At 63.0% G+C, this 26,231-nt stretch carries 27 protein-coding genes; 8 read left to right on the top strand and 19 right to left on the bottom strand.

Annotation, left to right across the window (positions count from 1 at the left end; translation table 11 throughout):
* Positions 1 to 55: 55 nt before the first annotated feature.
* Together ACEN8U_RS10390 and ACEN8U_RS10385 are read left to right on the top strand one after the other, a co-directional pair.
* Complete coding sequence (locus ACEN8U_RS10390; protein ID WP_310108963.1) at positions 56 to 1,081, top strand: sugar-transfer associated ATP-grasp domain-containing protein; 1,026 nt, start codon at positions 56 to 58, stop codon at positions 1,079 to 1,081.
* On the top strand, positions 1,078 to 1,428 hold the full coding sequence (locus tag ACEN8U_RS10385) for a hypothetical protein (protein ID WP_310109632.1): 351 nt from the start codon (positions 1,078 to 1,080) through the stop codon (positions 1,426 to 1,428). The genes ACEN8U_RS10390 and ACEN8U_RS10385 overlap by 4 nt, the downstream gene beginning before the upstream one ends.
* Before the next feature lie 50 nt (positions 1,429 to 1,478).
* Here the strand turns inward: ACEN8U_RS10385 and ACEN8U_RS10380 are convergent, their stop codons facing one another.
* On the bottom strand, positions 1,479 to 1,988 hold the full coding sequence (locus tag ACEN8U_RS10380) for a phasin family protein (RefSeq protein WP_310108962.1): 510 nt from the start codon (positions 1,986 to 1,988) through the stop codon (positions 1,479 to 1,481).
* Between the two features lie 482 nt (positions 1,989 to 2,470).
* On the opposite strand from ACEN8U_RS10380, the gene ACEN8U_RS10375 reads away from it, so the two are divergent.
* Complete coding sequence (locus ACEN8U_RS10375; protein ID WP_310108959.1) at positions 2,471 to 2,857, top strand: ester cyclase; 387 nt, start codon at positions 2,471 to 2,473, stop codon at positions 2,855 to 2,857.
* Positions 2,858 to 2,881: 24 nt separating this feature from the next.
* On the opposite strand, the gene ACEN8U_RS10370 is transcribed toward ACEN8U_RS10375, so the two are convergent.
* Genes ACEN8U_RS10370 through ACEN8U_RS10355 form a run of 4 tightly spaced genes read right to left on the bottom strand, consistent with a single transcriptional unit; the run spans position 2,882 to position 7,401 of the window.
* A complete protein-coding gene (locus ACEN8U_RS10370; RefSeq protein WP_310108957.1) occupies positions 2,882 to 4,342 on the bottom strand; it encodes an efflux transporter outer membrane subunit in 1,461 nt (486 codons plus the stop codon).
* Between the two features lie 10 nt (positions 4,343 to 4,352).
* Positions 4,353 to 5,495, bottom strand: coding sequence for an ABC transporter permease (locus ACEN8U_RS10365; RefSeq protein ID WP_413657011.1), 1,143 nt, complete (start codon positions 5,493 to 5,495; stop codon positions 4,353 to 4,355).
* Entirely contained in the window at positions 5,492 to 6,436 is a 945-nt protein-coding gene (locus ACEN8U_RS10360) for an ABC transporter ATP-binding protein (protein WP_310108951.1), read from the bottom strand. Before ACEN8U_RS10360 ends, ACEN8U_RS10365 begins: the two co-directional genes overlap by 4 nt.
* Positions 6,433 to 7,401, bottom strand: a complete 969-nt coding sequence (locus ACEN8U_RS10355; RefSeq protein ID WP_310108947.1) for an HlyD family secretion protein — start codon at positions 7,399 to 7,401, stop codon at positions 6,433 to 6,435. The genes ACEN8U_RS10360 and ACEN8U_RS10355 overlap by 4 nt, the downstream gene beginning before the upstream one ends.
* Positions 7,402 to 7,487: 86 nt before the next feature.
* Here ACEN8U_RS10355 and ACEN8U_RS10350 point away from each other — a divergent pair, with 86 nt between their 5' ends.
* Positions 7,488 to 8,288 (top strand): TetR/AcrR family transcriptional regulator, encoded by an 801-nt coding sequence (locus ACEN8U_RS10350; RefSeq protein ID WP_310108945.1) that lies wholly within the window; start codon positions 7,488 to 7,490, stop codon positions 8,286 to 8,288.
* 2 nt (positions 8,289 to 8,290) lie between these two features.
* Here the strand turns inward: ACEN8U_RS10350 and ACEN8U_RS10345 are convergent, their stop codons facing one another.
* Both ACEN8U_RS10345 and ACEN8U_RS10340 read right to left on the bottom strand, forming a co-directional pair.
* Complete coding sequence (locus tag ACEN8U_RS10345) at positions 8,291 to 9,079, bottom strand: aldolase (RefSeq protein WP_310108943.1); 789 nt, start codon at positions 9,077 to 9,079, stop codon at positions 8,291 to 8,293.
* Between the two features lie 18 nt (positions 9,080 to 9,097).
* Positions 9,098 to 9,802: a haloacid dehalogenase type II gene (locus ACEN8U_RS10340; protein ID WP_310108940.1), complete on the bottom strand. Its 705-nt coding sequence runs from the start codon at positions 9,800 to 9,802 to the stop codon at positions 9,098 to 9,100.
* A gap of 124 nt (positions 9,803 to 9,926) precedes the next feature.
* Here ACEN8U_RS10340 and ACEN8U_RS10335 point away from each other — a divergent pair, with 124 nt between their 5' ends.
* Entirely contained in the window at positions 9,927 to 10,778 is an 852-nt protein-coding gene (locus ACEN8U_RS10335; RefSeq protein WP_310108937.1) for a LysR substrate-binding domain-containing protein, read from the top strand.
* Between the two features lie 42 nt (positions 10,779 to 10,820).
* Here the strand turns inward: ACEN8U_RS10335 and ACEN8U_RS10330 are convergent, their stop codons facing one another.
* The 8 genes from ACEN8U_RS10330 to ACEN8U_RS10295 all read right to left on the bottom strand — a co-directional run bounded on the left by ACEN8U_RS10330 (position 10,821) and on the right by ACEN8U_RS10295 (position 20,173).
* A complete protein-coding gene (locus tag ACEN8U_RS10330; RefSeq protein ID WP_310108934.1) occupies positions 10,821 to 12,623 on the bottom strand; it encodes an NAD(P)/FAD-dependent oxidoreductase in 1,803 nt (600 codons plus the stop codon).
* 84 nt (positions 12,624 to 12,707) lie between these two features.
* Positions 12,708 to 13,874, bottom strand: coding sequence for a sigma-54-dependent Fis family transcriptional regulator (locus ACEN8U_RS10325; RefSeq protein WP_310108932.1), 1,167 nt, complete (start codon positions 13,872 to 13,874; stop codon positions 12,708 to 12,710).
* A 254-nt stretch (positions 13,875 to 14,128) separates the two neighbouring features.
* Positions 14,129 to 14,824: a PqiC family protein gene (locus ACEN8U_RS10320; protein WP_310108928.1), complete on the bottom strand. Its 696-nt coding sequence runs from the start codon at positions 14,822 to 14,824 to the stop codon at positions 14,129 to 14,131.
* Positions 14,821 to 16,437, bottom strand: coding sequence for an intermembrane transport protein PqiB (locus tag ACEN8U_RS10315; protein WP_310108925.1), 1,617 nt, complete (start codon positions 16,435 to 16,437; stop codon positions 14,821 to 14,823). The genes ACEN8U_RS10320 and ACEN8U_RS10315 overlap by 4 nt, the downstream gene beginning before the upstream one ends.
* Positions 16,430 to 17,092: a paraquat-inducible protein A gene (locus tag ACEN8U_RS10310; protein ID WP_310108922.1), complete on the bottom strand. Its 663-nt coding sequence runs from the start codon at positions 17,090 to 17,092 to the stop codon at positions 16,430 to 16,432. The genes ACEN8U_RS10315 and ACEN8U_RS10310 overlap by 8 nt, the downstream gene beginning before the upstream one ends.
* Positions 17,089 to 17,787, bottom strand: coding sequence for a paraquat-inducible protein A (locus ACEN8U_RS10305; RefSeq protein ID WP_310108919.1), 699 nt, complete (start codon positions 17,785 to 17,787; stop codon positions 17,089 to 17,091). The genes ACEN8U_RS10310 and ACEN8U_RS10305 overlap by 4 nt, the downstream gene beginning before the upstream one ends.
* 77 nt (positions 17,788 to 17,864) lie before the next feature.
* Positions 17,865 to 18,809, bottom strand: a complete 945-nt coding sequence (locus tag ACEN8U_RS10300) for a DUF2950 domain-containing protein (protein ID WP_310108918.1) — start codon at positions 18,807 to 18,809, stop codon at positions 17,865 to 17,867.
* Between the two features lie 20 nt (positions 18,810 to 18,829).
* Positions 18,830 to 20,173 carry a DUF3300 domain-containing protein gene (locus ACEN8U_RS10295; protein WP_310108916.1) on the bottom strand — a complete coding sequence of 448 codons (1,344 nt, stop codon included), beginning with the start codon at positions 20,171 to 20,173 and terminating at the stop codon, positions 18,830 to 18,832.
* Positions 20,174 to 20,796: 623 nt separating this feature from the next.
* On the opposite strand from ACEN8U_RS10295, the gene ACEN8U_RS10290 reads away from it, so the two are divergent.
* Entirely contained in the window at positions 20,797 to 21,246 is a 450-nt protein-coding gene (locus ACEN8U_RS10290) for a YMGG-like glycine zipper-containing protein (protein ID WP_013591935.1), read from the top strand.
* Between the two features lie 100 nt (positions 21,247 to 21,346).
* Here the strand turns inward: ACEN8U_RS10290 and ACEN8U_RS10285 are convergent, their stop codons facing one another.
* Complete coding sequence (locus tag ACEN8U_RS10285) at positions 21,347 to 23,353, bottom strand: bifunctional DedA family/phosphatase PAP2 family protein (protein ID WP_310108914.1); 2,007 nt, start codon at positions 23,351 to 23,353, stop codon at positions 21,347 to 21,349.
* Positions 23,354 to 23,514: 161 nt separating this feature from the next.
* Entirely contained in the window at positions 23,515 to 24,228 is a 714-nt protein-coding gene (locus ACEN8U_RS10280) for a glycine zipper 2TM domain-containing protein (protein ID WP_310108912.1), read from the bottom strand.
* Between the two features lie 211 nt (positions 24,229 to 24,439).
* On the opposite strand from ACEN8U_RS10280, the gene ACEN8U_RS10275 reads away from it, so the two are divergent.
* Together ACEN8U_RS10275 and ACEN8U_RS10270 are read left to right on the top strand one after the other, a co-directional pair.
* Positions 24,440 to 24,811, top strand: coding sequence for a hypothetical protein (locus ACEN8U_RS10275; RefSeq protein WP_310108910.1), 372 nt, complete (start codon positions 24,440 to 24,442; stop codon positions 24,809 to 24,811).
* A 118-nt stretch (positions 24,812 to 24,929) separates the two neighbouring features.
* Complete coding sequence (locus ACEN8U_RS10270; protein ID WP_310108907.1) at positions 24,930 to 25,406, top strand: OsmC family protein; 477 nt, start codon at positions 24,930 to 24,932, stop codon at positions 25,404 to 25,406.
* 46 nt (positions 25,407 to 25,452) lie between these two features.
* On the opposite strand, the gene ACEN8U_RS10265 is transcribed toward ACEN8U_RS10270, so the two are convergent.
* Together ACEN8U_RS10265 and ACEN8U_RS10260 are read right to left on the bottom strand one after the other, a co-directional pair.
* Complete coding sequence (locus ACEN8U_RS10265) at positions 25,453 to 25,686, bottom strand: hypothetical protein (protein ID WP_028360116.1); 234 nt, start codon at positions 25,684 to 25,686, stop codon at positions 25,453 to 25,455.
* A gap of 75 nt (positions 25,687 to 25,761) precedes the next feature.
* Complete coding sequence (locus ACEN8U_RS10260) at positions 25,762 to 26,229, bottom strand: Lrp/AsnC family transcriptional regulator (RefSeq protein ID WP_013591941.1); 468 nt, start codon at positions 26,227 to 26,229, stop codon at positions 25,762 to 25,764.
* Between the last annotated feature and the right edge of the window lie 2 nt (positions 26,230 to 26,231).

Below are 26,231 nucleotides of genomic sequence, written 5' to 3'. Positions count from 1 at the left end.
GCTCGCTGGGCGGACTATGAGACTAAACGACGTTGAAAGAGTAGTCAGGCGTTCAATGAAGAAGGTGGGGCGATACGCGTTCCACCAGGTTCATGGCGCGCAGGCGAAACAGGTTCTGCGCTTACTGCAGAAGAAATATGGACCGCCCGATCCGGCCAACCTCAAGCTCGCCGATACGTACGCGCGCGACGTATTCGGTGACGTCGTTTACGCGCCCTGGCTGCGCGTTTATGCCGCCTTTAGCGGGACCTTCAAGGAAGGCTGGATTCCCGACAACTATTACGGCGGCGTAGTCGTGCCCAGCATGAAAGGCGGCTACGGGCGCATCTCGAACCTGAAGCCGATGTCCCGCGTGATCTTCGGCGGTGACGCGTTTCCCGACATCGCTTACTTCGCGAATGGTCTTTTCTTTACGGATCGCAATGTGGTGGTGCCGGAGCAGGAGCTCGAGCATGTGGTCTTCCGCGAGAGCGACAAAGTCGTCTTCAAACTGGACGGCTCGGCGCAAGGTAAGGGCATTCATTTTTTCGACCGTCAATCGTTCGACTGCGGTCTGATCAAATCGCTCGGCAACGGTGTCATTCAGAAGTTCATCGTTCAGCATCCGCTTCTCAGCGCGTTTGCGCCCAACTCCGTTGCCACCCTGCGCTTGACGACGGCGGTGGACGATCTCGGTCGTACGTCGCTTCGCGCGGCATTTCTGAGGCTCGGCAGAGCGCGTCATACGCACATTAGCGTGGATGACGAGGTGTGCGTGCCCGTTGACCTCGTTACAGGAGAACTGGCGCAACAAGGCTTGCTGACGGACTGGGGCGCGACGCGGGAGCACCCCGATTCGAAGATCGGATTCGCCGGTCTCACGATGCCCGCATTCCGCGATTGCGTCGATACGGTGCTGCTGCTTCATCGGAAGGTGCCCTTTGCGCGCTGCATCGGGTGGGACGTGACGGTGGACAGTGATGGTAAGGTGCAGGTAATGGAATGGAACGGCGAGCACAACGATGTAAAGTTCAGTGAGGCAACTCAGGGCCCCTGCTTTTCTGACCTGAAGTGGGAACTGCTGAACGCCGGTCCCTTATGACAGAACCCGGCAAGGAACATCGCGTGAGCGAACAATTGTGGTGCGTCCATATTGAAGGACCCGACGATTTCATCGCGGCAGCTTCAAGAGAGGCGGCGGAGCGGGAAGCGGCGGCTATCAATGCCTATGTCGAGCGCTCCGGAGAAGGTCGTCGCGATGCGCCGGTGCGCGCGGTTGCCATGGAGTGGCCGTTCGCGCCGGAGGCTCATGCGCGCGCGTTGGAAACCGACTGGGACGATCTGCAGCGTATGCCGCATCGCAAGCAACAGGCCGCTTCGTCGCAGAACATATTGACCCATATTGCTCGACGCGTGAAAGAACTTATCGAAGTGGCGCGTGGCACCTGACGGAGCGGCCGTCGGCGACGCGCCGACTGGCCGCGCCGCCGTGGTCTAACCTAGTGCAGGTCGGTCCGCGGGCTTGACGAAACGACATTACCCGAACTGTCCACGATCACCACAGGTTCGCTCGGCGGGGCCGGCGGCTGTTCGATGGCAAGCGGGCTCGTGACGTTGCTGCGGCCATTTGATCCCATGCCTATTGACACCGCGCTATCCAGCAACGAAAAGAGTGTGGACAGGTAGCTTTGCAGGCTGTCCTGTACGACGCCCGCGAGTTCATTGTGCGTGTCGACGGCAATGTCCTCGACGTGTGCCCAGTAAGCACAGGCCTTTTTGATCGCCGCGGGAACTTGCTGGAACTGCAAATCGACTATCTGATCCATCGACTCCGATAACAGCGTCGCATCGACAAGCGCCCGTTGTTCGATCAATGAAGTCTTGACGGCCTGTACGTTCAATTCGACAACTTTTTCAAAGCCGGCAACGGCTTTAGCGGCGAACTCGTAAGCCGCAATTGCATTGCTTTCAGGGCGAACGTTGGGCTGATTCAGGACAATGGCATTCATGAAGGACTCCGTATTCATGCGAGTGGAAGGAAATGCGCGACAACAGGCAGTGTTTTAGCAACGGCTATTCCTCCCGCCAGGCAGATTGCATAAACGCGTGGAGTTAAGCTCGCACGGCGTGTGCGGCCGAAAAGCGCTACTGGCTCGCGCCGGCGGGTGCATCGCTTGCTGCTGTAGCCGGTGCCGATACCGCCGGCCCGCTTTGCGCGGCGCCGCTTACGGCGGTTGCCCCGCTCGTCTGATCCGACGACGCAGATCCAGAGCGGTTGCAGCCCGTCAGGGTGGTGGTGAGCAGAACCGCGCTAATCGCGGTGCAAAGGAATGGTTTCATAGTGGTGCAATGCGTCCATTTAAGCGGCACAGGGCGCGCCGTATCGCATGAACCGGGCAATGGTTATGCCGCCCGTAGCGCGCTCTTATTGCCGTATGGCGCGGCGGGGAATTCGCGGCTCTCCTTATTGAGCATGAACGGACCCATTGTCATGACTGAACTCGACCTCTCCAACATCTACCGAAGTTACATTGCCTGCCTGAACCACCAGGACTGGGACAAGTTGCCGCAATTTGTGCATGACGACGTCTACTATAACGACCGGCGAATCGGCTGTTCAGGATATCGCGCCATGCTGGAGAAGGATTTCCGCGAGATTCCTGATCTTCATTTCGACATCGAGCTCCTGATTGCCGATCCCGCGTATGTGGCGGCCCGCTTGCGTTTTAATTGCACCCCGAGGGGCATGTTTCTCGGCCTCGGTGTCAACGGCAGGAAAGTGACTTTCACTGAAAACGTTTTCTACGAATTTCGCGGCGAGAGAATCGGACAGGTATGGTCGGTTATCGATAAAGCGGCTATTGAAGCGCAATTGTAGGTACCGGGCAAAGCTCGCGCTCCGTCACGGAGTACTGTCGGCCCGGGTCTGTGTCATGCCGCTGCCGAGTGCCTGGAATAACGCAGCGGTGTCCGCAAAACGGTTCGCCTGCGCGCGAGTTCGATCGATAGAACTCTGCAGGCACTGACGTTCGGCATCCAGAAGAGCGAACTGACTGATGCCGCCTGCCGCATATTGATGGCTCGCGATGTCGAGGCTTGCCTGTGCTTCCTCCGCGGCGTCGGCGCGCGCCTGCAATTCCCGCGCGTCGTTTTGCAACGCGGTGAGCGCGTCGGCCACCTGTTGCAACGCCTGAAGTACGACGTGCCGATAGTTGTCGAATGCGCCTTCATAGGCCGCCTCTGCCGCGCGTTTTTTCGCATGCAATTCGCCGCCGTGAAGGAGGGGCTGTGTCAGGTTGAGGCCGATATTCCACACGTTCAGGCCATTCACAATGTCGCCGATTCGTGTGCGCTCCGAGCCCATTCCGGCCGACAATGTAAATTGCGGATAGAGGTTGGCGGTTGCGACGCCGACATTCGCGCTTGCCTGATGCAGCAACGCCTCAGCCGCCATGATGTCAGGCCTCGTCCGGGCTAATGTGGATGGTAACGTGACGGGAATCTCCAGGGGCAAGTGCAGCGCATCGAAAGTGAGTTCGTCGAAATCCGCTTGTGACGGCGCTCTGCCGAGCAGAATGGCCAACTCGTGATCCGCGGCTGCAAGCTGTGTAGCGAGCGGCGGCAGTGATGCGCGCGTCTGAGCAAACAGTGTGCGCTGGCCGCGCACGTCGAGTTGCGAAACGCCGCCAGCGGCGAGACGCGCTTCCATGATCGACAGTTGATGGGCCTGTGCATCCGCAAGGCGCCGCGTCAGGGCAATCTGCTGCTGCAACGATGCGCGCCGCACGACGGTGGCTACGATATTACCCGCTATGCTCAATCGCCCGGCCTCCAGCTCATACGACGCGTAAGCGGCCTGTGCCATGGCTGACTCGAGTGCACGACGATTGCCGCCGAAGATATCAAACACATACGACACGCTGACCGATGCGTTGAATAGCGAAAACGGCCCGGGAGTCTCCACATGCGGAATACCGAACGCGGCAGGATCCACCTTCTGCCTCGCGCCGGAAAACGGTGCGTCGATGTTCGGGAATTGCGTCGTTCCGGAAAGCGCGGTGTAGTTTTCGCGCGCCTCACGCAGCCTCGCGCGCGCCTCGCCGAGTGTCGGGTTGTGGCGCAAGCCTTCATCCACGAGACGGTTCAACGCGTCGGATCCGAACTCACGCCACCACATCGGTATGGGACGCAAAGCCGTCGCAAACCTTTGAGCGGCGCCCGCGGGGCCGTTGGACGTGGCCGTATGTTCGGGCAGGGCATCTTGTGTATAGCGTTGCGTGTCCGGCGCGGCCGGTGTATGAAAGTCCGGGCCTGCTGCGCAGCCGCTCAAGACGATCGCGCACACAACAAGGAACGTTTTCATACGTTTCTTCCTAGTCGAGTGTGCGCCGGTAAAAGCGCAGTGCAACCGCCATGACGATCGCAGTGAAAAGTGCCATGGGCCATACCGACGGCCATAGGTCCGTCCATCCGTCTCCCTTGAGCAGGATGCCGCGAATGAGACGATTGAAGTAGGTTAACGGCAACAGATTGCCGATGAATTGCGCCCATTGCGGCATGCCGGCGAACGGGAACATGAAACCGGATAGCAGGATATTCGGCAGAAAGTAAAACACAGTCAGTTGCATGGCCTGCAACTGGTTCTGTGCAAGCGAGGACAAGGTAATGCCCACGGTGAGATTGGCGGCAATGAAGAGCAGTGCGGCCAGGTAAATCGCCACTGTGCTCCCGACAAAGGGCACATGAAACACGAAGCGCGTCGCGAGCAGAATGATCGATGCCTGAATCAGGCCAATGGCCACATAAGGCACGATCTTGCCTGTCATGACCTCGATGGGCAGAACCGGCGTTGCGAGCAGATTTTCCATCGTGCCGCGTTCGCGTTCGCGTGTAACGGCGAGACCCGTCATCATGACGAGCGTCATGGTGAGAATAACGCCCATGAGGCCCGGAACCACGTTGTACTGCGTGATCCCTTCCGGGTTGTACAGGTTGTGAACCTGCACGCTGAAGGCGCTTTGCCCGCCATTCAGGTGCGCGAGCGGGCCGGTCATGTCCTTGTCGGCGACTGGCTGGACGAGATTGGTTAGAGCAGCAACGGCCGTGTGCGTTGCAGTGGGGTCGGTTGCATCGGCCTCGACAAGCAGCGCAGGGCGTTCGCCGCGCAGCAGTTTCCTTGAGAAATCGACAGGGACGTTCAGCACGAACTGCACGCGGCCTTGGGCGAGCGCACGGCGCCCCGCTTCTTCGTTGGGCAGCGTTTCGACAATGTCGAAATACGCCGAGTTCGTCATTGCCGCGATAAAGCTGCGCGAAAACTCGCTTTGATCGTGAACGATGACAGCCGTCGGCAGATGCTTCGGGTCGGTGTTGATGGCGAAACCGAATAGCGCGAGCTGAACGATGGGCACACCCACAATCATCGCGAAAGTGACGCGGTCGCGTCGAAGCTGAAGGAACTCCTTGAGTACTACGCTCCACCAGCGCGTCAACGAAAAGGCGGTGACTGCGCTCACGATCGCGCTCCGACATTGTCTCGCGAATGACTCATCAGATAGATGAACACGTCTTCGAGTCCTGTTTCTATTGGTTGCAGGCGCAGCTGCGTGCCGGCGGTGGCCTGCCTCAGCGCGCGCTCCAACGCTGCATGGTCGCGGCCGCTCGCATGCAGCGCGGAGCCGAACACGACGGTCTGATCGACACCCGGCATGGCGCGTAGTTTCTCCGACAATTCGCTGAGATGTTCACCCTGGATCGACCATGTGGCGAGGTCCTGCGAGTCGATCACTTCTTTCGACGTGCCTTGTGCGAGCAGTTTTCCGTATGCGATATAGGCGAGCTTGTGACAGCGTTCGGCTTCATCCATGTAATGCGTACTCACTAGTACGGAGATGCCGCGCGCCGCGAGGCGATGCAGTTCCTCCCAGAAATCGCGGCGCGCTGTCGGGTCGACGCCCGCGGTTGGTTCGTCGAGCAGCAGCAGTTTCGGTTCGTGCAGCATGCATGCAGCAAGCGCCAGACGCTGCTTCCAGCCTCCGGAGAGCGACCCCGTAAGCTGGCTGGCGCGGCTTTGCAGCCCGAGTGCTTCGAGCGATTTGTCGACGACCTCGCGACGGTTGCGCATCTGGTAAATGCGCGCGACGAAGTCGAGATTCTCCCGAATGGTCAGATCTTCCCAATACGAGAAGCGCTGCGTCATATAGCCGACATTGCGCTTGATCTCTGTACTCTCGCGGCGGATGTCGTAACCAAGGCATGTGCCCGTGCCGGAATCTGGCGTGAGCAGTCCGCACATGAGACGGATGGAGGTAGTCTTGCCGCTGCCGTTCGGGCCGAGAAAGCCGAAGATTTCGCCGCGCGCGACCTGCAACGACACGTCGTTGACGACATGCTTGTCGCCGAAATGCTTGTTCAGCCCGTGCACGTCGATCACATACTCGGGCGCAGTGGTATTCATTTGAGCACCACCGCAACCGGCTGGCCCGGATGTAGTTTCGTTGCGTCCGCAACGGAGGTATGCGCTTCGATCAGGTACACAAGCTTTGCTCGACTCTCGTTGCTATAGATGACCGGCGGCGTGTACTCGGCTTTATTCGACACGTAAGTGATTTTGGCGGGCAAATCCGCTGCGCATCCGTCGCAATGTATCGACACTGCGCGGCCCGGCGCGAGTGCGCCGACCAGCGTCTCCGGCACAAAGAAGCGCACCTTGATGTTCTGCGGCGGCAACATCTGCACGACAGGACTGCCGGCCGGCACCCATTCGCCGCTGCGATAGAGCGTGTCGTAGACGAGCCCGTCGGCGGGCGCGTTCACTCGTTTCTGATCCAGCTTCCACTGAGCCTGCGCGACGACGGCTTCGGCCGCGGCGGCCTGGGCCCGCTGCGCGCCGATCTGCTGCGAGCGTCCGGGCAAGCGCGCCACTTCCAACTGACTCGTGAGTTCGCGCACTTGCGCGGAGCGGGCGTCCGCGTTCGCGCGCGAATCGTCGAGCTGCGCTTTCGAAATGCCGCCCGCGCTGTACTGCGCCTCGTCGCGCGTGAGTTGCAGCGCCGCCTTGCGTGCGTTCGCCACAGCCTCCGCCAGTTGCGCGCGGTTGACGTTGACCTCCGGCACGCGCTTGCCGGTCTGCATGTCGGCCAATTGCGAACGCGCAGCCGCGAGTTGCTGCTGCGCCTCTTGCAATGCGGCGGTTTCGTCGACGGAATCGAGCGCGAAGAGTGGCGTGCCGGCATTGACGTTTTCGCCGCGAGCAACTTGCAACTGGGTGAGTTTGCCCGCGAGGGAAGACCCCAAATACACGTATTCGCCTTCCACATAGCCCTGGTATGCGTTCTCCTCGCGATGCGCGCATCCTGCGAGCAGCGCGCCGATGATCCACAGCCATACTGGCCGCCTTGCCCAGTTGATGGAGTACTTCATTGCTTGTCTTCCACCCGGATGAAGTACAATGAAATATATGTGAATTCAAATTCGAATTCAAACTATTTTTTGAGCGTGTATACCCCATGCCGACGAAACGCGCGAGCACCCCTGCAAGAATGACGGACCGGGCCAAGGAGGCAAAAGCCGCGAGAACATCCGCAGCGGCGGCGCGCACGGAACAGGCGAAGCCACACAAACAGGCGAAAGAGCGCCGGCAAACCGAAGCCCAGAGAGCTGTCAAGCGCGCGAGCCGGCCCGACGGCGCGGCAACTCGCCAGCATCTGCTCGACATCGCAGGCCAGGTATTCGCGGCGCGCGGTTTCGCCGACGCCACCAGCAAGGAAATCTGCGAGCGCGCGGGCACGCCAATGGCCTCGGTGAACTATCATTTCGGCAGTCGCGAGGCGCTGTACGAAGCGGCGCTCGTGGAAGCGCACCGTCAGGTCGTGAGCCTCGACGAATTGTCGGCGCTGACAGAAGCGCCGGGCGATCCACGGGACAAATTGCGGGCGGTCATCTCGCGATTCGTCGGGCTTTCGGCCGGCTCAGGCGCGCCGTGGGGATTCATGCTGATGCTGCGCGAAGTGCTGTCGCCGTCGCCGGCCATGCCTGCGCTCATCGAAAAGGCGGTGCGGCCAAAGGCCACTGTCTTGCTCGGCCTGATCGGGGAAGTACTGCAGTTGGATCCGCACGAGCCGGCCGTGCAGCGGGCGTTGATGTTCAGCGTGCTTCCCTGCATCGCGTTGATGATTGCGCCGCGGCAGGTGCAGGCAGCCTTGCTGCCTGCCGTTGGAAAAGACAAGAATGCGCTGGTGGAAGACTTTACGCGCTTCGTGATGGCAGGACTCGATGCACTTGCCGCCGCACATAGAGCACTTAAATAACTCTACTGCTCGAATGCGATTTTGCGCCTGCGTAGCTCGCGCATGCCGCTGTTCAGGTGCGCACGTGCGCTTTCCTTGTCGCCGGCGCGCATCTGTTCATAGGTACGTTGCGCGACTTCGTGCGGCACCGCCTTGAGTGGGCAATTGCTATTCATGGCCTTGAGCTGGACTTCCGCCGCGCGCTCCAGGTAGTACAGGTCGTCCCAGGCTTCGGCAATGCTCTCGCCTGCGACCAGCACGCCGTGATTCTTGAGGAAAACGATATCCGCGTCGCCGATTGTCTGCGCAATGCGGTCGCCTTCCGAGTCGTCCAGTGCGAGGCCGTTGTAGTTTTCGTCGACGGCTGTGCGGCCGTAGAACTTCAGCGCCGTTTGCCCAAGCCACAGCAGCGGCGGACCCTCGAGCAGGCACAACGCCGTCGCATTTGGCATGTGTGTGTGAAAAGCGGCTTTCACGCGGGGTTTCAGCCGATGCAAACGCGCGTGAATATAAAACGCCGTTGCTTCGGGCTTGCCCTCACCGGCCACGACATGTCCGTCGAAATCGCAAATCAGAAGTCGCGATGCCGTGATCTCCGAGAACGCATAACCATACGGATTCACGAAAAAAAGATTGTCGTGTCCGGGGACGACCGCGGAAAAGTGATTGCAGATTCCTTCTTCGAAACCGTATTGCGCCGCAAGTTGAAAGCAGGCGGCGAGTTCAACGCGCGCCTCGCTGACGGCGTCGGATTCGAGTCGCAAGGTCGACGATGATTTCGCCGAGCCAATGGAAGAAAGCGTGTGCGCCATAATGGATGTTCCTGAAAGTTACCAGCCGAGCGTAGCAAAAAGCAGAGGCACCTGATCGAGCGTAGAAAGCGTTGCATCCGGCGTGTAATCGGGCAACAGCGTGCGGCCCGTTCCCCGATCGATCCATATGCAGCGAAAGCCCACGTCGCGCGCGGCCGCATGATCGAGGTGCGGACTCGCGCAAATATGCACGACTTCATCGCGCGTCACACCCAGTTGCGCGTGTGCGTAATCGAATAACCTTCGGTCGGGTTTGTATGCGCCCGCCTGCTGCGCGGTAATCACGCGGTCGATCAAGCCGCCCAATTGTGCGACGTTGCCCGCAATGATGTCGTCGTCGGTATTCGACACGATGCACAGCCGATACTCATCTTGCTTGAGTCGGCGCAATGTGTCGACCACTTCCGGAAACGGCGGCATGGCTGAAACGCGATCCGTCAACGTGCGTACATCCTCTTGATTGCTCTCCAACCCGAGTTCGGCGAGCGCAAGACGCAGACCGGCGCCTGCCACTTCGCGAAACGACCGATGCGGCGCGGTCTGCTCCAGTGCATGTTCATGCCGGTCATAAACCTCGATGAGTTTCGCAGAATCGACGTGGTGACCGATCTTTGTCTGCAGAATCTCGCGTACCGCCGCCTGCAGACCCTCGTCCCACTGGATCAACGTGCCGTAGCAGTCGAACGTGAGCCAGCGTGGGCGTGCAGTGTTGTGCAATGACATTGAATGGACTCCTGGAGTGAAGTGTTCTGCGAATAGCGTCCAGATTAGGCGGATTGACAGTTATTGGAAAATTAAATTAACCTCTTAACGTCAGTTGCATCGCAAATAACGAAGCGAGCCTCTCATGCTTGATCTCGATCTCCTGAACACGCTGATTTGCGTTGTCGACGAGGGCAGCTTCACGCGTGCCGGCGAGCGCGTGCATCGCACGCAATCCACTGTGAGCCAGCAGGTGCGGCGGCTAGAGGAGCTGGTTGGCCGCACTTTGCTGATGCGTGATCGCACCGGCAATCAGGTGACGCCCACCGAGCACGGCGAACTGCTCGCGCAATACGCGCGACGTCTGCTTGCGCTCGCGCAGGAAGCGCAGGACGCGCTGACAAGCGACGTAGCAGTCACGCCGCTTCGCATAGGCGTGCCGGAAGATTTCGACGCGCGCCGCATGTCGGCAATGCTGTCGGGTTTCGTGAAAACCAGGCCTGGCGTGCGGCTCGAAACGGTGGCCGGCATGAGTGCAGACCTGCAGCGCAGGTTGTCCAGTGGTGAAATAGAAATTGCACTGATCAAGCGGGAGCCGGGCAGCGGCGAGTGCCTCGCATCGTGGCCCGAGTCGCTAGTCTGGGTGCAAGGGGCGAATGCAGCAGCGCCGGAGCCGTCTTCCGACGAACCCGTTCCTCTGGCGCTCTTTCCGCAAGGCTGCGTCTACCGGCAACGTGCGATTCGCGGGCTCGACAAGGCCCATCGGCGTTGGCGCGTCGCATTCGGAAGTCACAGCCTGACGGGTATCCAGGCGGCGGTTTCTTCGGGCCTCGGCATTTCCGTTCTGCCCACCACAGCAGTACTTCCCGAGCACCGCGTCTGCAGCGGCTTTCCGCCTTTGCCGCCGACAGAGCTCGCGCTCGTCAGCTCCGGCGGCGTGCTGAATGTACATCAACGCGCACTGGTCGATTTCCTTCTCGCGGAAATGAGTGCATAGAGCGGCCGGCAAAACGACGAGCCGGCCGCTATGCGTTGTCGCCTACGACAGGTGATGCACTTCCTGCAATCCGAATACCGGCGTCGGGATACCCTCCATGCGCGCCTTCAGTTGCAAAGACAGATACTGTGAGTAATGTCGCGACTGGTGCAGGTTGCCGCCATGAAACCACAGCGCCTCCTGTCGCGTGGGCTTCCACATGTTGCGCTGTTCGCCTTCCCACGGCCCCGGGTCTTTTGTCGTATTCGAGCCGAGGCCCCACACTTTGCCGACCTTGTCCGCCACCTCGCGCGAGATGAGGTCCGCCGCCCAGCCGTTCATCGATCCGTAACCCGTTGCGTACACAACGAGATCTGCTTCGAGTTCGCTGCCGTCGCTAAGCAGGACGGAATGCTCCTTCAGTTCGACCACGTCGACGCCGCTTTTCAGCTTGATCTTGCCGTCGGCGACGAGCTCTGACGCGCCCACGTCGATGTAATAGCCCGAGCCGCGGCGCAGATATTTCATGAAGAGGCCGGAGTCGTCATCGCCGAAATCGAGCATAAAGCCGCTTTTTTCAAGGCGCGCATAGAACTCGGCGTCGCGCTCGCGAATCGCATTGAAGACCGGAATCTGGAACTGATGAAGAATCGCATACGGAATGGATGCGAAGGTCAAATCCGCCCTGGCGGTTGTCATGCCCGCGGCCACCGCGCGCTCCGAATACAGGTCGCCGAGTGCGAGGTCCATGAGCGAGTCTGACTTCACAATGTGCGTGGACGAGCGCTGCACCATCGTCACGTCGACACCCGCTTCCCACAGCGCCGCGCAAATATCATGAGCCGAATTGTTCGCGCCGATCACGACGACCTTCTTGCCCTGATACGCGTCCGGCCCGGGGTGCTGCGACGAATGATGCTGCTCGCCCTTGAACACATCCATGCCCTTGAACGTCGGCATATTCGGTTTGCCGGACATGCCGGTCGCGAGCACGAGTTGCTTCGGCCGCAAGGTGATGGGCTGTCCGGCTCGCTCCACTTCGACGATCCATTCGCCGTTCGCTTCGTCGTAGCGCGCCGATTTGCACACGGTCGAGCCCCAGTAGTTCAGTTCCATGACCTTCGTGTACATCTCGAGCCAGTCGCCGATCTTGTCCTTCGGCGTGAAGACCGGCCAGTTGTCCGGGAAGGGCAGATAAGGCATATGGTCGTACCAGACCGGATCGTGCAGGCAAAGCGTCTTGTAGCGCTTGCGCCATGCATCGCCGGGCCTTTCGTTCTTATCCACGATGATGGTGGGCACGCCGAGCTGCCGCAACCGCGCACCGAGTCCAATGCCGCCCTGACCGCCGCCGACGATCAGGCAATACGGTTGCTCCGACACGCCGAGCGCGTCGAGCTCGGCCTCGCGCCGCTCTTTCCAGCTCGTGCGGTCGCGACGCGCACCGTGTTCGGCGCCCATCGGCCGGCGAAATCCTTTGGGCTCCTCATGACCCTTGAGCTCGGCCATTGTGGTGAGGAGTGTCCAGATCCGGCCTTCCTTCAGACGGATAAAGCCGTTGCCGCGCGCGACGCCCGTTTCGAACGTGATCCAGCCTTGCGTTACGCCGTCCGTTTCCGTCGCGGGTTCGCCATCGGCGAGCCGAAGCTTCGACGGTTTGATCGCGCCCAACTGCGCGTCCAGCATCGCGGCGATCTGCTCGCGACCTTCGAGCGTCTTGATGTTCCAGGTGAACGCGACGAGGTCGCGCCAATAGCACTCGGGTTGAAACAGGTCGACGGCAGCCTGCGTGTCGCCGCGTTTCAACGCGGCTTCGAGGCTTTCCAGCACATTGGATATGGCGTGATTTGCGGTGTTGGCAGACATGGTTGCTCCTCCATACGGAACGGATAGTTAAACTTCGGTGGGAATGCGGGTTCTGTGCCCGCTCAAGGAATCGCTACGGTGCCGCTAGCATTTGTGCGGCGGCAGGATGCGCAGCTTCGCGATGCGTCGGTACAAGGTCGCGCGCGATACGCCGAGCGCTTGCGCGGCCACGTCGGTACGCCACTTTGCATTGTTCATCGCGTCGACGATGCGGCTGCGCTCGAGCGCGTCGCTCTCTGACATGACCGGCGTATCGTGCGGCACGGTGTTGCCGCTCGTGGCGCTTCGCTCGTCCGGGGTGGCGCTGGTGCGTCTCGAGATGCGCGCGGCCGACGGTGGACGCACCCGCGCATAGAGCGGCGAGCCGGTTTCATTCACCCTCAGTGACACAAGACCGCGGCTCGACTTCGCCTCGAACAGGCGCTCGGGCTCCACGTCGAAAAGCTCCGACACGTGACGGGGCAACGCATGCAGGGCCGGCAGACATTCGCGCGCCCGCCGGTTCGCAGCAACCACATGACCGCATGCGTCTATGGCGATCAGAATTTCCGGCTGCGCTTCCACGTAATGCCGGTTGCGATGCGCGAGCAGTACCCAGCAATCGGCGGCGGCATTCAGGAAGTAAGCGTCTTCGATCAGCAGCGCACTTTGCCGCACGATGTGATTGACGAGCCGCTGGCTTTCGCGATCGTCGGGAGAGCGCACGGCGGACGCATCCAGCACGCCGAGCAGCTCGCCGTGCAAACCGAAAATAGGCGACGCGCTGCACGTGAGCGTGGTGAAGGCCGCGCGAAAATGATCGCTTCTATGCACGGTGATCGGCTGTCCGTCGAGCAGCACGGTCGCGACGCCGCAAGTTCCTTCCTCGCTTTCCGACCAGCACGAGCCGAGATACAGTCCCGCGCGCTTGAAGTCGTGGCGGCGATCCTTGTCGACGCGGTAGTCGATCGTCACGCCCTGTGCATCGGTCAGCATCACACAGTAGTCCGCTTCGCGCACCATCTCATGCAGGCGCGACAGACATTGCCCCGAGGCGCGCAGAAACGATTCCTCGCGATGCTGCACGTCGCGCAGTTCCGGCACCGTGAGGATGCGCGGGCCGGCGGTTGCGCTAGGATCGAGGTGATATTGCTCGAGCGAACGCCTATACGACGACGCGAGCCGCTTGCCGTCTGCGCCGGGACGCTGCGTCCGTCCTTCGATGACGTTGCATATACGATCGATATGTCTCGTGGACGGAACGTAGGGCATGATGAGCCTCCGGGCGAAACCCGCGCAAATTCAGCATGAATTCAGCGTGGATCAGGGTGTTGGAGACATTCTGCACTACGCTGCAGCGGGTGTCTCCGAAGCCTTGAACGCACGGTTCGTTTTTAGCATGCGCGAATCGGGAGATCACACTGCAGTGCACCATCGTTGCCGGTGAGAATTTTTTCTCAAGGGCGCGAGCGTGCTGCCTTGACGGGCATTGCCTGCGCGAAGAGGGTCCTTTTCCCTTGAAGGCCTTACTGCGCAGCACATGGGAGGGGCGCTTGACGAGGCGCGAGGCGATGGGCGCGCGCCACGGCGTCGAGCGCGCGGATGCCACCGGCAATATCCGCCGACATCTGTTGAAGCGCTTTCCGGTGCCCGGCCACGAGCGCGTCGTTGCCCGCGCCGACCGATTCGCTCACGACACTGCGGCAAGTCAGCGCCGCATCCCCGGACAATGCGCGCACGCTCCACACCGCGTCGATCAGCGCGTGCGAGCCCGGCCACGATTCGAAACGCTGCACGCTCACGTGGACGCGATATATCGGCACACCCGCGGGGCGCGGAGAACGCGAGACGTCGAGTGTATCGAGCCGCTCTGCGAGTTCCTGCGAGAGCGCCAGACGGATTTCGTCGGCGGGCAACGAAGCCCAGCGGGTCTGCTCCAGTACATTGACGCGATTCGCGTCGGCCTGCACGACAAACGCGGTTCGCGCGACTTGCGCGGGCACGTCGACGGCGGCGACGTCGATCATCAACATCGGCGGCGCAGTGCTGCGGGTATGACTGGGCGGCACACCGCCGACCAGCGTATAAAAGCCGCTCGGCGGCGACGAACATGCGCTGAGCAGGGCCAATCCGCTCAACCCGGCCCACGCCGCGAACACGGCGAGTGCAGCGAGCGAATTGCGCAACCGGGGCGTTTTCCCGTCATTTGCATGGGCGCTCATGGTTTGTCTCCTGTTTTGCCGCGCAGGAGCGATTCTGGATGACGCTCCAGATAATCGGCCAACGCATTGAGCGACTGGAGCGTGCGCGTCAGTTCCTGCAACGCCTGATGCATGTCGGACTGCATCGGCGAGTCCTGCCTGAGCGTCGCCTCAGCGGAACTGAAAGTCTGCTTTGCCGCTGCAAGCGTGTCGCGCGCCTGCGGCATCACTTCCGTGCTCAACTGTGCAAAGAGCTTGTCGGCGTTCTTGAGCGAATTGTTCAGGTTGTTGCCGAGCTGGTCGAACGGAATGCGATCCAGCTTCTTCGCGATGTCGGCAATCTGCGTTTGCAATGCGTCGAGCGAATTGTCAATGGTCGGCAGTTCGAGCGGATCGCGGGCGGGGTCGAAGCTGACGGGCGCGGCCTTCGGGAAAATGTCGAGCGCGACATACAACTGGCCCGTGAGCAGGTTGCCGGTGCGCAACTGCCCGCGCAGGCCGCGCTCCACGAGATGCCGCAGCAGTTGCTGGTTTTCGGCCGTCCCGCGTTCGGGAACCGGCGTGCCGTGAGCACGCCGCCTCAGGCGATCGGGATACAGTTCCAGCGTGACGGGCATCGTGAAGCTGTGCGTCCCCGGATCGTAGTCGACGCCGATATCCGTCACCTGGCCGAGCACAATGCCGCGAAAATCCACCGCGGCACCGACCGACAAGCCGCGCAGCGACTGATTGAAATTCATCACCGCACGCACGGGCGTGCCGTCCGGCGCGCGCATCGCATCGGCTTCGTCGGACGCGAGGCGGAAGCTCGTGTGGTCCGCTGCCTGCGGTCCCGGCGCCTGGCCAGGCGGCGCGCGGAACGAGAGACCGCCAATCAGGATCGACGTGACGGATTGCGTATTGACGACGAAGCCGTTGGAATCGAGCCGCACGTTCACGCCGCTTGCATGCCACCAGCGCGAATTGGTGCCGACGTACTGATCGTACGGCGCGGCCACGAACACCTGCATCGTGACGCCTTTACCGTCCTTGTCGAGAGAAAGTCCGTACACCTGACCAACCTGCATGCGTCGGTAAAAGATGGGGGAGCCGATGTCGATAGAGCCGAGCGACTCCCCATGCAGCGTGAAGCGACGGCCCTTCTGGTCGCCGGTGACGGGCGGGGGCGCTTCGAGACCGACAAACGCGTGCTGGGCGTCTTCCGAGCGGCCGGCGTCCACGCTGATATAAGCCCCCGAAAGCAGCGTGCCGATTCCGCTGACGCCGCTTGCGCCGATTCGCGGACGTACCACCCAGAAGCGCGTGTCCTTCACCGCGAAGTCGTCGGCCTGCTTGCTCAATTGCACCGCCACCTCCACGTGCGAATGATCTTTTGAGAGCGTGATCGCTTTGACCGAGCCGACCACGACGTCCTTGTACTTGACCTGGGTCTTGCCCGGTTCGAGGCCTTCGGCATTGTTGAAACTGATCGTAATCACCGGGCCGCGTTCGGTGATCGACTTGACGACAAGTGCAACGCCGATCAGCGCCGCGATCAGCGGCACGACCCAGACGAGGGAGGGGAGCCAGTTGCGGCGCGGCTCGACGTCTGGATCTGGGGCATCCGGCATGGGGGAGTCTTCTCGCTTATTCATGGGGTAGCTCGGTAGCGGGGCTGGACGTGGGCGGGCTTGCGCCTTCGACGTTGTCCCAGATCAGTCGCGGGTCGAATTGCATGGAAGCCAGCATAGTCAGGATGACTACACAACCGAAGGCGAGCGCTCCGGGGCCGGCGGTGATGACCGCAAGCGACTCGAAACGCACCACGGCGACGGTCAGCGTAATCACGAACACGTCGAGCATCGACCAGCGGCCGATGCGCTCGACCATCCGGTACAGCTTTACGCGCTCCATGGGACGCCATGTCGAACGACGCTGCGCGGTAACGGCCAATAACGCGAGGACGCTCAGCTTGAGCATCGGCACAAGAATGCTCGCGACGAATACGACAATGGCGAGCGGCCACGACCCGGAGGTCCAGAAATAGATGACGCCGCTGATGATCGTGTCGTCTTCCGAACCGACCAGCGACGACGTATGCATGACCGGCAGCAGATTGGCCGGTACATACAGAATGGCAGCCGAGATCAACAGGGCCCAGGTACGCGACAGACTGGCGGGATGGCGGGCGTGCAGGCGGGCGCCGCAACGCGTGCAGGACTGCGCGCCGCCGCCGGCCGCGCGCGGTGCGACGCGCGAGCAGGCGTGACAGACGAGCAGCCCGGCGTGGGAGGCGGTCAGTGTCTTCATTGCGCAGGACGCTGGTTGTGCCATGGACCGCGCGGCGCGACAGTCTGCCGCGAGCTGCTGCGGATGCCGCCAGGAGGTGCGGCGCGACGCGTGTGAATTTCATCGGCGAGGTCCCAGAGTGTGCGGGGATCGAACATCACGACGAGCACCAGAAACAGCGTGAGCGCACCGAATGCGAACAGCGCCACGCCGGGCACGACGTGCGCGAGGCTCACCATCTTCACGATGGTAACGAGCACGCCGAGCATGAACACTTCGATCATGCCCCACGGCCGCACGAACCGGATCGCGCGCAAGATGCGATTGAAGGCTGGTGGTACATAGCCCTGACGAACCGCGACCAGCACGTACAGCAGCGCCGCGAGTTCGGTCAGTGGAAACAGCACGGTCGAACAGAACACCATTGCGGCGACGAGTTGCATGTCCTGATTCCACAGCGTGACGAGCGCGCCCAGGAGGCTCGTACGCGAGGTGATGCCGCCGGTTTCCAGTTCGAGGAGAGGCGAGCCCAAGGCGATGACAAACGTGAACAATGATGCAAGCGTAAGGGCGCATATGCCGTCGAGCGGGCGCGCCATGCCGCGATACAGGACCGCGCCGCAGCGCCGGCAATACGCGCACGACTTGCCGCGCAGCCGCGGCTTGCGGAACAGCGCGTCGCACTCGTGGCAGGCAATCAGGTTGTCGTGATTCATAGGAACGTCGGCATCAGGTTCGGCGATGGCTGCGGCGCACTGCCTCCATCGCCGCGCGTTGCATCACTCGCGCTCATTCATGGTTCGACGGCCTGCCACGAACGATCCGGATCGAACGCTCTGAGTGCAGCGGCTCTTCGCGATGATTCGTAGCCGAGGTTCTTTTGATAAACCTGGCCGTCCTGATTAACGATGAAACTCATCACACCGGTCTTGCCGTATTCGGCGGGCCAGGCAACGAGGCCATAGCCTTTCGCCAGCTTGCCGTTTTCCAGGTAATCCAGCGGCCCGCCTTTCGCGTGCGGACCCTGTGCGGTCAGAATACGGAAGTGATAGCCGTGGTAGCCCTGTTTGCTGACTGAACCGATTTTGGGCATCGCGGCTGCGAGCGGGCCGAGCGGGCTTTGCGCTTCGCCGGACGCGGTGGGCCAGTAGAGTCCGTCGCGTTTGCCGGGCGTGCTGATGAGGCGCTGCGCGAAGTGGCCGGCCAACGCGCGATAGTCCCGTTGCGCATCGAGGTAAGCAAGCGAGGTCTGGATCGCCGCGTGCTCGTTGCGGCCGATTCGCCGTGTGAGAATTTCGTCGCTGCCTGCGGCGGGATCGAAGCGCCAGCCGTCTGCTGCCTGCACGAGCGGAATGGGCAGCGTCCAGCCGCTCGTGCCGACCGACAGATGCTTGCTCGGGCGGCCGTGCAGCGGCGCGGCGTCGTCGATGATCCGATGGCCGGCGGCCCATGCGCCCAGGAACTCGTAGATGTCTTCCTCGCCGACGTCCTTCGACGGAATGAAGCGGTTGTAGTACTTGCCGAGCACCTGTTGCATCGCCGCTTGGTCGTTGGTGGCGAGCGCGTCGACGAATGCGGCGACGGCGGCGTCCGGCGTCGGGTAGACGGCCTGAGCGTGCGCCGGTGCAGTGCAGGCAAGGAGTGCCGAAAGCGCAACCGTAGTGCGGGCGAGGTGACGCGACAAAGGCAAAGCAGTGACTTTCGCGACGCTAGCGCGAATCGATTGAATGCGGTTCATGAGCGGCTCCTGGATGTCGTTCAACGTTGGCGGCCCAGATGGCGCTGGCCGCCGCCGCTCGCGCCGAGGCCGCCATGTGGCTGTGCAGCGGCTGGGCCGAGCGCGTTGCGTGGCTGCGCGCCGCCCGTGTCGAGACCGCCGCGCTCCTGCGCCCCACTGGTGCCGAAACGCCCGCGCTCCTGAGCGCCGCCTGCGCCCGAGCTTCCGCGCTCCTGTCCGCCGCCTGCGCCGAAGCCATTGCGCGCGCTACCTTGCGCCTCGCGGCTCGCCTGCCCGCGCTGAATGTCCTGCCGCGCGGCTGCGCCGTTGCCGGCGCCGCGCAGGGCGTTGTCGCGATTCAGGTTTTGCGCGCTCGCCCGAACGTTTCCTCCGTTCGTACCGCCGTGCTGAATGCTTTGCAGGCGCTCGCTGGCGTTGCCGCCCAGATTCTGGCCGGTGCGGCTCTGCAACGCCTGCTGTGCCTGCGCACGAGAGGCCGAGACGTCACGCCCGCGGTACGTGTCGCGCTGCGCACTGCCCAGATTGGCGGACGCGTTGCGGTTGAACGTCGTGTCGCGGTTCCATCGTGCCGTGTTGCTGTTCACGTCGAGGCGCCGGTTCACGTTGATGTTGTTGTACCGGTTCACATTGATGTTGACGCTGTGGTTGTTCCAGTTGACGTCGCTCCACAGCGCGCTCGTGATGGCCACGCCCACGCCGAACGCGAGGCCGGCGGCGAGTCCGCTCGCGGCCGCATAGCCCGGAGGCGGCGGCACATAGACCGGCGGATAGGCGGGGTAGGGCCACGTTCCGTAGACCACCGTCGGGTTATACGTGGGCACATAGACGACCTGCGGGTTGGCCGGCACGATCTGGATGGTGCTCTCTTCGACGATGACCTTTTGTTGCTCGCTCGTCTTCAGATTGCCGGTTTGCTGCGCCTGTCTGCGCAAACGCTGGACCGAGTCCATCACGTCGTTCGGCTGCGCGAGAAACGCATTGCCGAGTTGCGCGACCCAGTCGGGCTTGGACGCCATGGTGGCGAGCACCTGCGGAAACGCCACCAGCGACTGCACGCTCGGGTCCCACGATTCGCCCGCGACCGCTCTCACCGCGTCGTCGCCTTTCGTGTTCGGGTGGGCGCGGGACCACGCCGCGGCGGCTGCGATGTCCTGCGGAAAGGTTGAGGCCATCAGCACCTGCGCGAGCAGCGCGTCGGGATAGAGCGCGATAGGCGCGCTTAACGAATCCAGCTGCTGATTGGAAATCCTGGCGGCGGTCTGTGCCTGAGCCGCGGGACTCGCGGCATCGAGCACGGCCGGCAAGCCGGCCAGCACGGCAAGCGCAATAAGCGTTGCCTTCTGGTTTGCGCCTGAGCGTTTCACGATGAAATCTCCGTGTGTCGAAGTTGCATGTCTCGTTGGGGGGAGGGCGAGCGCAAACCGTGGTTGCGCGCCCGCATGAGCGTGGTGCGTGGCCCGTGGGCCGCGGCATGATAAACATCGGACTACGAAATGATGCGTATCCGAACGGAATATCGGGAGGCGCTGCGTCGGGCTTTTATTGCGAACCTCTATCCCCTTCAATGGCGAGATTATTAGCTCTTTTTCATGCGGAATTGCAATGCCTGAATAGAACAAATTCGGGTTGAAGTCGGTGAAAAGATCACCTAAGACAACGTTCCAAAAAATGACTTTAGGGCGATCAAATAGTGTTTTGAAAAAACGTATGTATGCCTAATCATCGTCTTGCTTTTGGCCATGAGCTTTCCTATCTTCAATGCGAGAGGGGCTTGGTGACCCGCATCGTAGCGCAGGAATCGATGTCCGCGGTGTTAAGTAAAGCTGTTCGCGTTTAGCTGTATGGGGCTCCGTTGCGGCAGACCTGTTAAGTAAGATGCATGGCGTATCGGCTGCGCAGGCAGCGCTTGGGTGGCGCTTAGATAGCGCTTAGATAGCGCTTAGGCAGCAATATCCAAAAGATCAGCGTTACTGAATAAAGGCATCAAATGAAGCGATTCGCCGCAGTGGTCCTGGCAAGCGCGAGCGTGCTTGCTTACGCTCAAAAACCGGCAACCTATCCCGCGCATGGACAAAGCCAACAGCAGCAACTGTCGGATGACGGTGCGTGTTACGCCTGGGCGAAGCAGAGCACCGGCATCGATCCGGCTGTCGTCGCGCAGACGCCCGCGCCACCACCGGGCCCGACCGGCGCACGCGTCAGAGGCGCGGCGCGCGGGGCGGCGGCCGGCGCGATCGTCGGCGACGTGAGCGGCAATGACGCGGGTCACGGCGCCGCGGTGGGAGCGGCCGCGGGCGCGCTCGCCGGCGGGGCGCGCAGCCGTCAACAGCACGCGGCACAGGCGCAGGCTGCCGAGGCTTCGCAGCAATCGGCGATGAACACCTATTGGCGTGCGTACGGCGCTTGCATGCAAGGCAAGGGCTACACGGTCCAATAGCACGCGCTATGAAGGCAGTGACGCGGCAGAGGCCGCAAACGTCGAGCAGCGGCGAGGCGATCGGAGCCAGTCAGTCGGCGCGATGCTCGAGCAACGTGAGTCACTGTGCCACGGAGGCAAGCAGCGACACCGGCACGCCGTGACAGCTTTCTGTCGCGACCACGGTGACGCCTGAGTTGCCGCCGGGCTTCACGCCGGTCTCATACGAAGAGAATTGCCTGTCGACGCGCACGAGGTTCAGCGGCCACGAGGCCCGCGAGAGCCGTTCATGTGCGATCGAGCCGACCCACAGCGGCATGGCGGACGTGCCGTTGTCGACTGCATAGCCGCTCGGCCAGAAGCGCAGCACGTCGCGCTGGTTGCGCGTGCCGCCCGGCCGCATGAAAACGAGCGACGAAGGCACGCCGTTGTTCAGCTTAGGCAACACGGGCAATGCAGTAGCGGGCACATCCGGCGAGGCGAGCGAGAGCAGGCTATGCGCGGACAGATCGGTGCCCTCCAGCCATCCCTCGTCGCGCAGTTGGCGGCGCAGCGATTCGCCGTCAGAGACCCATTGCAGCGTGAGCGGCTCCTTGCGATCCCCGCCCATGTCCGAGCGATAGCAGGGCAGTTGCTTCCACACCGAATGGGTCCACTGTTGCTGCGTGACGTGCGCGAGCGGCAACGCAGCGGCGGCGCCGGGCGGAGCGGCCATCATCCCGAGACCGGATTGCACGCCCACGCTCGCGAGCACGACCCCCAGCATGATGGCCGGCATCCAGCGGCGCGCGGGCGGCGGCTCGGGGTGCCGCACGATTGCACTGAGCGCGACAATGGCGACCCACATATAGGCGAGCGCCGCGCCGCCGATCGCGTCCGACAGCCAGTAACCGCCGAAGTACACGCCCGCGAGCGCAACGAGGATCACGACGAGGGTCGTCGCCGTGACGACGAAGACCCCTTCGAGCATGCCGACCCGCCTCGCGAGCAGAAAGGCGAGGAAGCCGTACACGATGACGGCGGCCGCCACGTGATTGCTCGGAAACACGTAGGCCTGCGTCATCAGCCCGTTGGGCGCTGCGCGCTGCATCGCCAGTTGCAGGGCGAAGATCAGCATCTGCGAAAAGACCACGGCCGCGAGCCAGTAGCCGATGGTGCGCCAGCGCCGCTCCCACGTCATCCACAGCGTGACCGCGACGATCAGCGCGGCGAGCGTGCCGGTGCTGCCGAGCGTCGCGAGGCCGGCGAGCACGGCGTCGCCCCACGGCGTACGCACCGATTGCATGAAGCGATAGACGGACTGGTCGACGTGCGTGATGGGATCGCCCGTGATCACGTCTTCGAGAATCCCGAAAAAGAGTGCGCCGCACGCGAGCACGATCAGCGAGGCGACGAGGATGCTCGTCGCGTCCGGTGCTTCGGGGTCGAGCAGCCTGCGCGCGGCACGGCCAAGCGGCCCCGGGTGGCGGCACGCCCAGCTGCCGAGATGACGGCCGGCCGCATTCGACCACGCGTGGGCGTGCGAAAGCAGGAGTGCCGCTGCTCGATAGCTGAGCCAGATGCTCGCCACGAGCAACGCGAGAATCACAACGAGCCTGAACGACACCGCGCCGGCGAGCAGCACCGACGCGCCGAACACGACGCCCGGCAGGATATGGGCCGGCGCCCACAGCAGCGCGGACAGCACGTTCATCGCGTAAAAGCGCACGGGCGGCATGCCGAGCATGCCGGCGACGACCGGCACGATCGCGCGCAAGGGCCCGACGAAACGCGCGAGCACCACGCTCTTCGCGCCATGCTTGCGGAAAAACCGGTAACCGGCGTCGAGGACTTCGGGATGACGGGAGAACGGCCAGAGCCTGACGATCCGGCTCTTGTAGCGGCTGCCGAGCCAGAAGCTCAAGCCGTCGCCGGCGACGGCGCCCGCTATCGCCCACGCGAGCACCCAGCCGAGGCCGAGCGAGCCGGTGCCGGTGAGCGCGCCCGCGAGGAACATCGCGGTACTGCCGGGAATGAACGTGCCGATGACGGCAACCGCCTCGAGAAAGGCCGCGAGAAACACGACCGTGAGCATCCATTCCGGATGGCCGGCCAGTAGATGCAGGAGGTGGACGTACGCTTGCTCCATCGTGCGCGATCAGCCGTTTGGGCGCCGTTTTTGGCGTGACGACCGATCATAACGCGCACGCAGCAGTTCTATGGCTCGCTCAGTCTCATTTCTCGCGCGCCGGTGGTAGCCCGGTTCATACGCCGGTTCATACGCCGGGTCGCGCGAGAGCCGTCAAACGGTCAGGAAGCCGTGAGCGTGTCGCCCGAGACGTGCACGCGTTCGCCGATCTGCACGGGCGGCTGCGTCTGATAGTCGAAGTTGCGGTAGCTGCCGTCCTGCATGCGCACCTGAACCTGGTAGGTGGTCTGCTTGCGTACCGCGTGTTCGATGCCGTTGCCTGCCAGCCCGCCGCCCACCGCACCCGCGATGGTAGTCAGAATCTTGCCGCGTCCGCCGCCGATCTGGTTGCCGACCAGGCCGCCGGCAACCGCGCCGCCGAGCGCGCCGAGACCGGTTGTCGGCTCGGGCGACTGCACCGTGTTGATGGCGACCACTTCGCCGCTATACGGGTCCGCCGGGACCGGCCGCGCCGCGGCGGGTTCGTTGGCCGTCTGGTAGCCGTCATTGCCGGCATATCGCGGCGCTGCCGTGCCGCCGCTATGCGTGCGATGAACCGGCGGCCTGACAGGCGCTGCGTGCGGGACCGGCTGTTGTGCCGTTTGCGCGATGGCCGGCTGCGGCGCCTGCGTCGCACTGAGCGCCCCGCTTGCGGTTTGGGCGGCCACTGTCGACGGTGCGGGCGACGGTTCGGTCACCGCATGCGAACTGGGCAACAAGCCGGTCATGGCGGCGATCCCCGTCGCGCTTGCGAGGATGACGGCGACGGCCGCGCCGGCGATCAACGGATGGATACGGCTGCGCGGGGAAGTGCTGGTTGTGACGTTCGTGTTCATGGCGGACTCCGCGGGTAGATGCCTGCAATAACGCTCGCGGGAAGCGTCCGGTGCACGCTCCGCCCGCGCGCGTTTGTAAGCATTTGTACGACCTGCCACGGTGGCAAGCCGCGCGAGCGCCGAGGCGGACAGAACCTGTTACGAGCGTGAACGAAGCCCGCGCCGGCTCGTCATACCGGGTGAGCAGCGCGTTATCTGACGGAGTGGAGCAATGAATATCGCAACTGGCCGTTTTGCGGCGGCGGTCATGATCACGGCGTGTCTGTCCGGCGCGAGCGGACTGGCGTGCGCGCAGACAGGCGGCAACCGCGCGGGCAATGGCGGCTTGAGCGCGGCGCCTTCGAGTGGAAACGCGGCGGGCGGCGCGGGCGCGATCGGCTCGACGCTCAGCCCCACGCCGGGGCTTGCGACGCCTGGCGGCGCGCTGGGCAGCGGCCCGGCCGGCGGCACGGGCGCGGGCACGGGCCTCGGGCTCGGCGCAAGCCGCGTGCCCAACAGCATGCGCGCGAACGGCACGAGCCTGAACCAGAACCCCGACCCGCGAGTGCCCAACCTGAGCGGCAGATCCGCGGTGCCGCGCTAGGCAGACGTGCGTGCGCCGCGGGTCGGGTCGGGCCGGCCGCGGTCTGTCGCCTGAACCCGGCTCGGCGGCTTAAAATAGTTGTTCCATCCACCGGTTCATTCGACGACAGGAAGCGCGCATGGCATACGGCGAGCACAACTACAAGGTTTCCGTGCAGTGGACAGGCAATCGCGGCAGCGGCACCTCCGGCTATCGCGACTACGGCCGCGATCATGTGATCGCTTCGGGAAGCAAGCCGGCCATTCCCGGCTCGTCCGACGCCGCATTTCTCGGCGACGCGAGCCGGTGGAACCCGGAAGACCTGCTCGTCGCCTCGGCGTCGGCCTGTCACAAGCTGTGGTATCTGCACCTCTGCTCGGACGCGGGCATCGTCGTGGTGGATTATCGCGACGACGCCGAAGGAACCATGCTCGACAGCCCGCAGCAGGGCCGCTTCTCGCAGATCGTGCTGCGCCCGCGCGTGGTCCTTCAGGCCGGTGCCGACGTGGAATTGGCGCGGCAGCTGCATCACACGGCGCACGAGAAGTGCTACATCGCAAACTCGGTCAATTTTCCGATTCTGTGCGAGCCGGTGATCGAAACGCACGCCAGCTGAACGGCTGGCGGCAACGCGTGCGATAAGCGGGGCGCCGGCGCCGCCTTCAGCGATTGCCGTCGAGCAGCTCGCCCAGCAGTTCGTCGAACGCGGCCTGGGCGTCTTCGAGTTCCTGCAGCGCGGCGTCGAAGGTCTGCAGCGCGAATTGCGAGGGCTTGCCGCTGCCGGCCGGCGGGAACTGCGACTGCAACGACGCAAAGGCGCTTTTCACCCGCTGCGTCGCGGTCAGGACGCGCTCCATGGCGGCCGTTTCTTCTGCGCGCGCTTTTTCGTGATCGATGTTGTCCATGGGAACTCCGTGTTCGTCGATGCGGCTCGCGCCGCGTGAAATGGCGTGACTATGCCACGTTCGCGCTCACAACAGCGGCAAGCCGCCGTCGGCCTTCACTTCGCGCAACGATAACGCCGACTCCACCGACGTCACGCCCGGCAGGCTGCGCATCTGGTCGCGCATGAACGTGCCGTAGTCGTCGAGGTCGCGCGCCACCACTTGCAGGATATAGTCCGCGCTGCCCGACACGTTATGACACGCGATGATGCGCGGGATGGCCTGCACCTCGCGCTCGAAGCGGTTGGCGAGATCCTTGTCGTGCACGGCAAAGCGCACAAGCACGAAAGCGACCACGCCGAAGCCGAGCGCCGGGCGCGCGAGCACGGCGCGGTACTGGCCGATGTAGCCGTCGTTTTCGAGGCGCTTCAGGCGCCGCGCGCAAGGCGTTTCGCTCAGGCCGACGAGTTCGGCGAGCTTCGCATTGGACATGCGGCCGTCTTTCTGAAGCGCGGCGAGAATCGCGCGGTCGATCTTGTCGAGGTCGGTTGACATGG

This window comes from Paraburkholderia phenoliruptrix, assembly GCF_047325075.1.
GTDB classification, from domain to species: Bacteria; Pseudomonadota; Gammaproteobacteria; order Burkholderiales; family Burkholderiaceae; genus Paraburkholderia; species Paraburkholderia phenoliruptrix.
Note: the sequence above shows the minus strand (reverse complement) of the source record. Positions and strands in the feature narration are given on the sequence as shown.

What these genes read in the sequence shown, in the direction of transcription:
- ACEN8U_RS10350 (WP_310108945.1), top strand. Translation starts at nt 7,488, where the DNA reads ATGCCGACGAAACGCGCGAGCACCCCTGCAAGAATGACGGACCGGGCC.
- ACEN8U_RS10335 (WP_310108937.1), top strand. Translation starts at nt 9,927, where the DNA reads ATGCTTGATCTCGATCTCCTGAACACGCTGATTTGCGTTGTCGACGAG.
- ACEN8U_RS10325 (WP_310108932.1), bottom strand. Translation starts at nt 13,874, where the DNA reads ATGCCCTACGTTCCGTCCACGAGACATATCGATCGTATATGCAACGTC.
- ACEN8U_RS10270 (WP_310108907.1), top strand. Translation starts at nt 24,930, where the DNA reads ATGGCATACGGCGAGCACAACTACAAGGTTTCCGTGCAGTGGACAGGC.
- ACEN8U_RS10385 (WP_310109632.1), top strand. Translation starts at nt 1,078, where the DNA reads ATGACAGAACCCGGCAAGGAACATCGCGTGAGCGAACAATTGTGGTGC.
- ACEN8U_RS10320 (WP_310108928.1), bottom strand. Translation starts at nt 14,824, where the DNA reads ATGAGCGCCCATGCAAATGACGGGAAAACGCCCCGGTTGCGCAATTCG.
- ACEN8U_RS10300 (WP_310108918.1), bottom strand. Translation starts at nt 18,809, where the DNA reads ATGAACCGCATTCAATCGATTCGCGCTAGCGTCGCGAAAGTCACTGCT.
- ACEN8U_RS10355 (WP_310108947.1), bottom strand. Translation starts at nt 7,401, where the DNA reads ATGAAGTACTCCATCAACTGGGCAAGGCGGCCAGTATGGCTGTGGATC.
- ACEN8U_RS10275 (WP_310108910.1), top strand. Translation starts at nt 24,440, where the DNA reads ATGAATATCGCAACTGGCCGTTTTGCGGCGGCGGTCATGATCACGGCG.
- ACEN8U_RS10375 (WP_310108959.1), top strand. Translation starts at nt 2,471, where the DNA reads ATGACTGAACTCGACCTCTCCAACATCTACCGAAGTTACATTGCCTGC.
- ACEN8U_RS10315 (WP_310108925.1), bottom strand. Translation starts at nt 16,437, where the DNA reads ATGAATAAGCGAGAAGACTCCCCCATGCCGGATGCCCCAGATCCAGAC.
- ACEN8U_RS10310 (WP_310108922.1), bottom strand. Translation starts at nt 17,092, where the DNA reads ATGAAGACACTGACCGCCTCCCACGCCGGGCTGCTCGTCTGTCACGCC.
- ACEN8U_RS10305 (WP_310108919.1), bottom strand. Translation starts at nt 17,787, where the DNA reads ATGAATCACGACAACCTGATTGCCTGCCACGAGTGCGACGCGCTGTTC.
- ACEN8U_RS10360 (WP_310108951.1), bottom strand. Translation starts at nt 6,436, where the DNA reads ATGAATACCACTGCGCCCGAGTATGTGATCGACGTGCACGGGCTGAAC.
- ACEN8U_RS10290 (WP_013591935.1), top strand. Translation starts at nt 20,797, where the DNA reads ATGAAGCGATTCGCCGCAGTGGTCCTGGCAAGCGCGAGCGTGCTTGCT.
- ACEN8U_RS10280 (WP_310108912.1), bottom strand. Translation starts at nt 24,228, where the DNA reads ATGAACACGAACGTCACAACCAGCACTTCCCCGCGCAGCCGTATCCAT.
- ACEN8U_RS10340 (WP_310108940.1), bottom strand. Translation starts at nt 9,802, where the DNA reads ATGTCATTGCACAACACTGCACGCCCACGCTGGCTCACGTTCGACTGC.
- ACEN8U_RS10285 (WP_310108914.1), bottom strand. Translation starts at nt 23,353, where the DNA reads ATGGAGCAAGCGTACGTCCACCTCCTGCATCTACTGGCCGGCCATCCG.
- ACEN8U_RS10260 (WP_013591941.1), bottom strand. Translation starts at nt 26,229, where the DNA reads ATGTCAACCGACCTCGACAAGATCGACCGCGCGATTCTCGCCGCGCTT.
- ACEN8U_RS10380 (WP_310108962.1), bottom strand. Translation starts at nt 1,988, where the DNA reads ATGAATGCCATTGTCCTGAATCAGCCCAACGTTCGCCCTGAAAGCAAT.
- ACEN8U_RS10390 (WP_310108963.1), top strand. Translation starts at nt 56, where the DNA reads ATGAAGAAGGTGGGGCGATACGCGTTCCACCAGGTTCATGGCGCGCAG.
- ACEN8U_RS10370 (WP_310108957.1), bottom strand. Translation starts at nt 4,342, where the DNA reads ATGAAAACGTTCCTTGTTGTGTGCGCGATCGTCTTGAGCGGCTGCGCA.
- ACEN8U_RS10345 (WP_310108943.1), bottom strand. Translation starts at nt 9,079, where the DNA reads ATGGCGCACACGCTTTCTTCCATTGGCTCGGCGAAATCATCGTCGACC.
- ACEN8U_RS10330 (WP_310108934.1), bottom strand. Translation starts at nt 12,623, where the DNA reads ATGTCTGCCAACACCGCAAATCACGCCATATCCAATGTGCTGGAAAGC.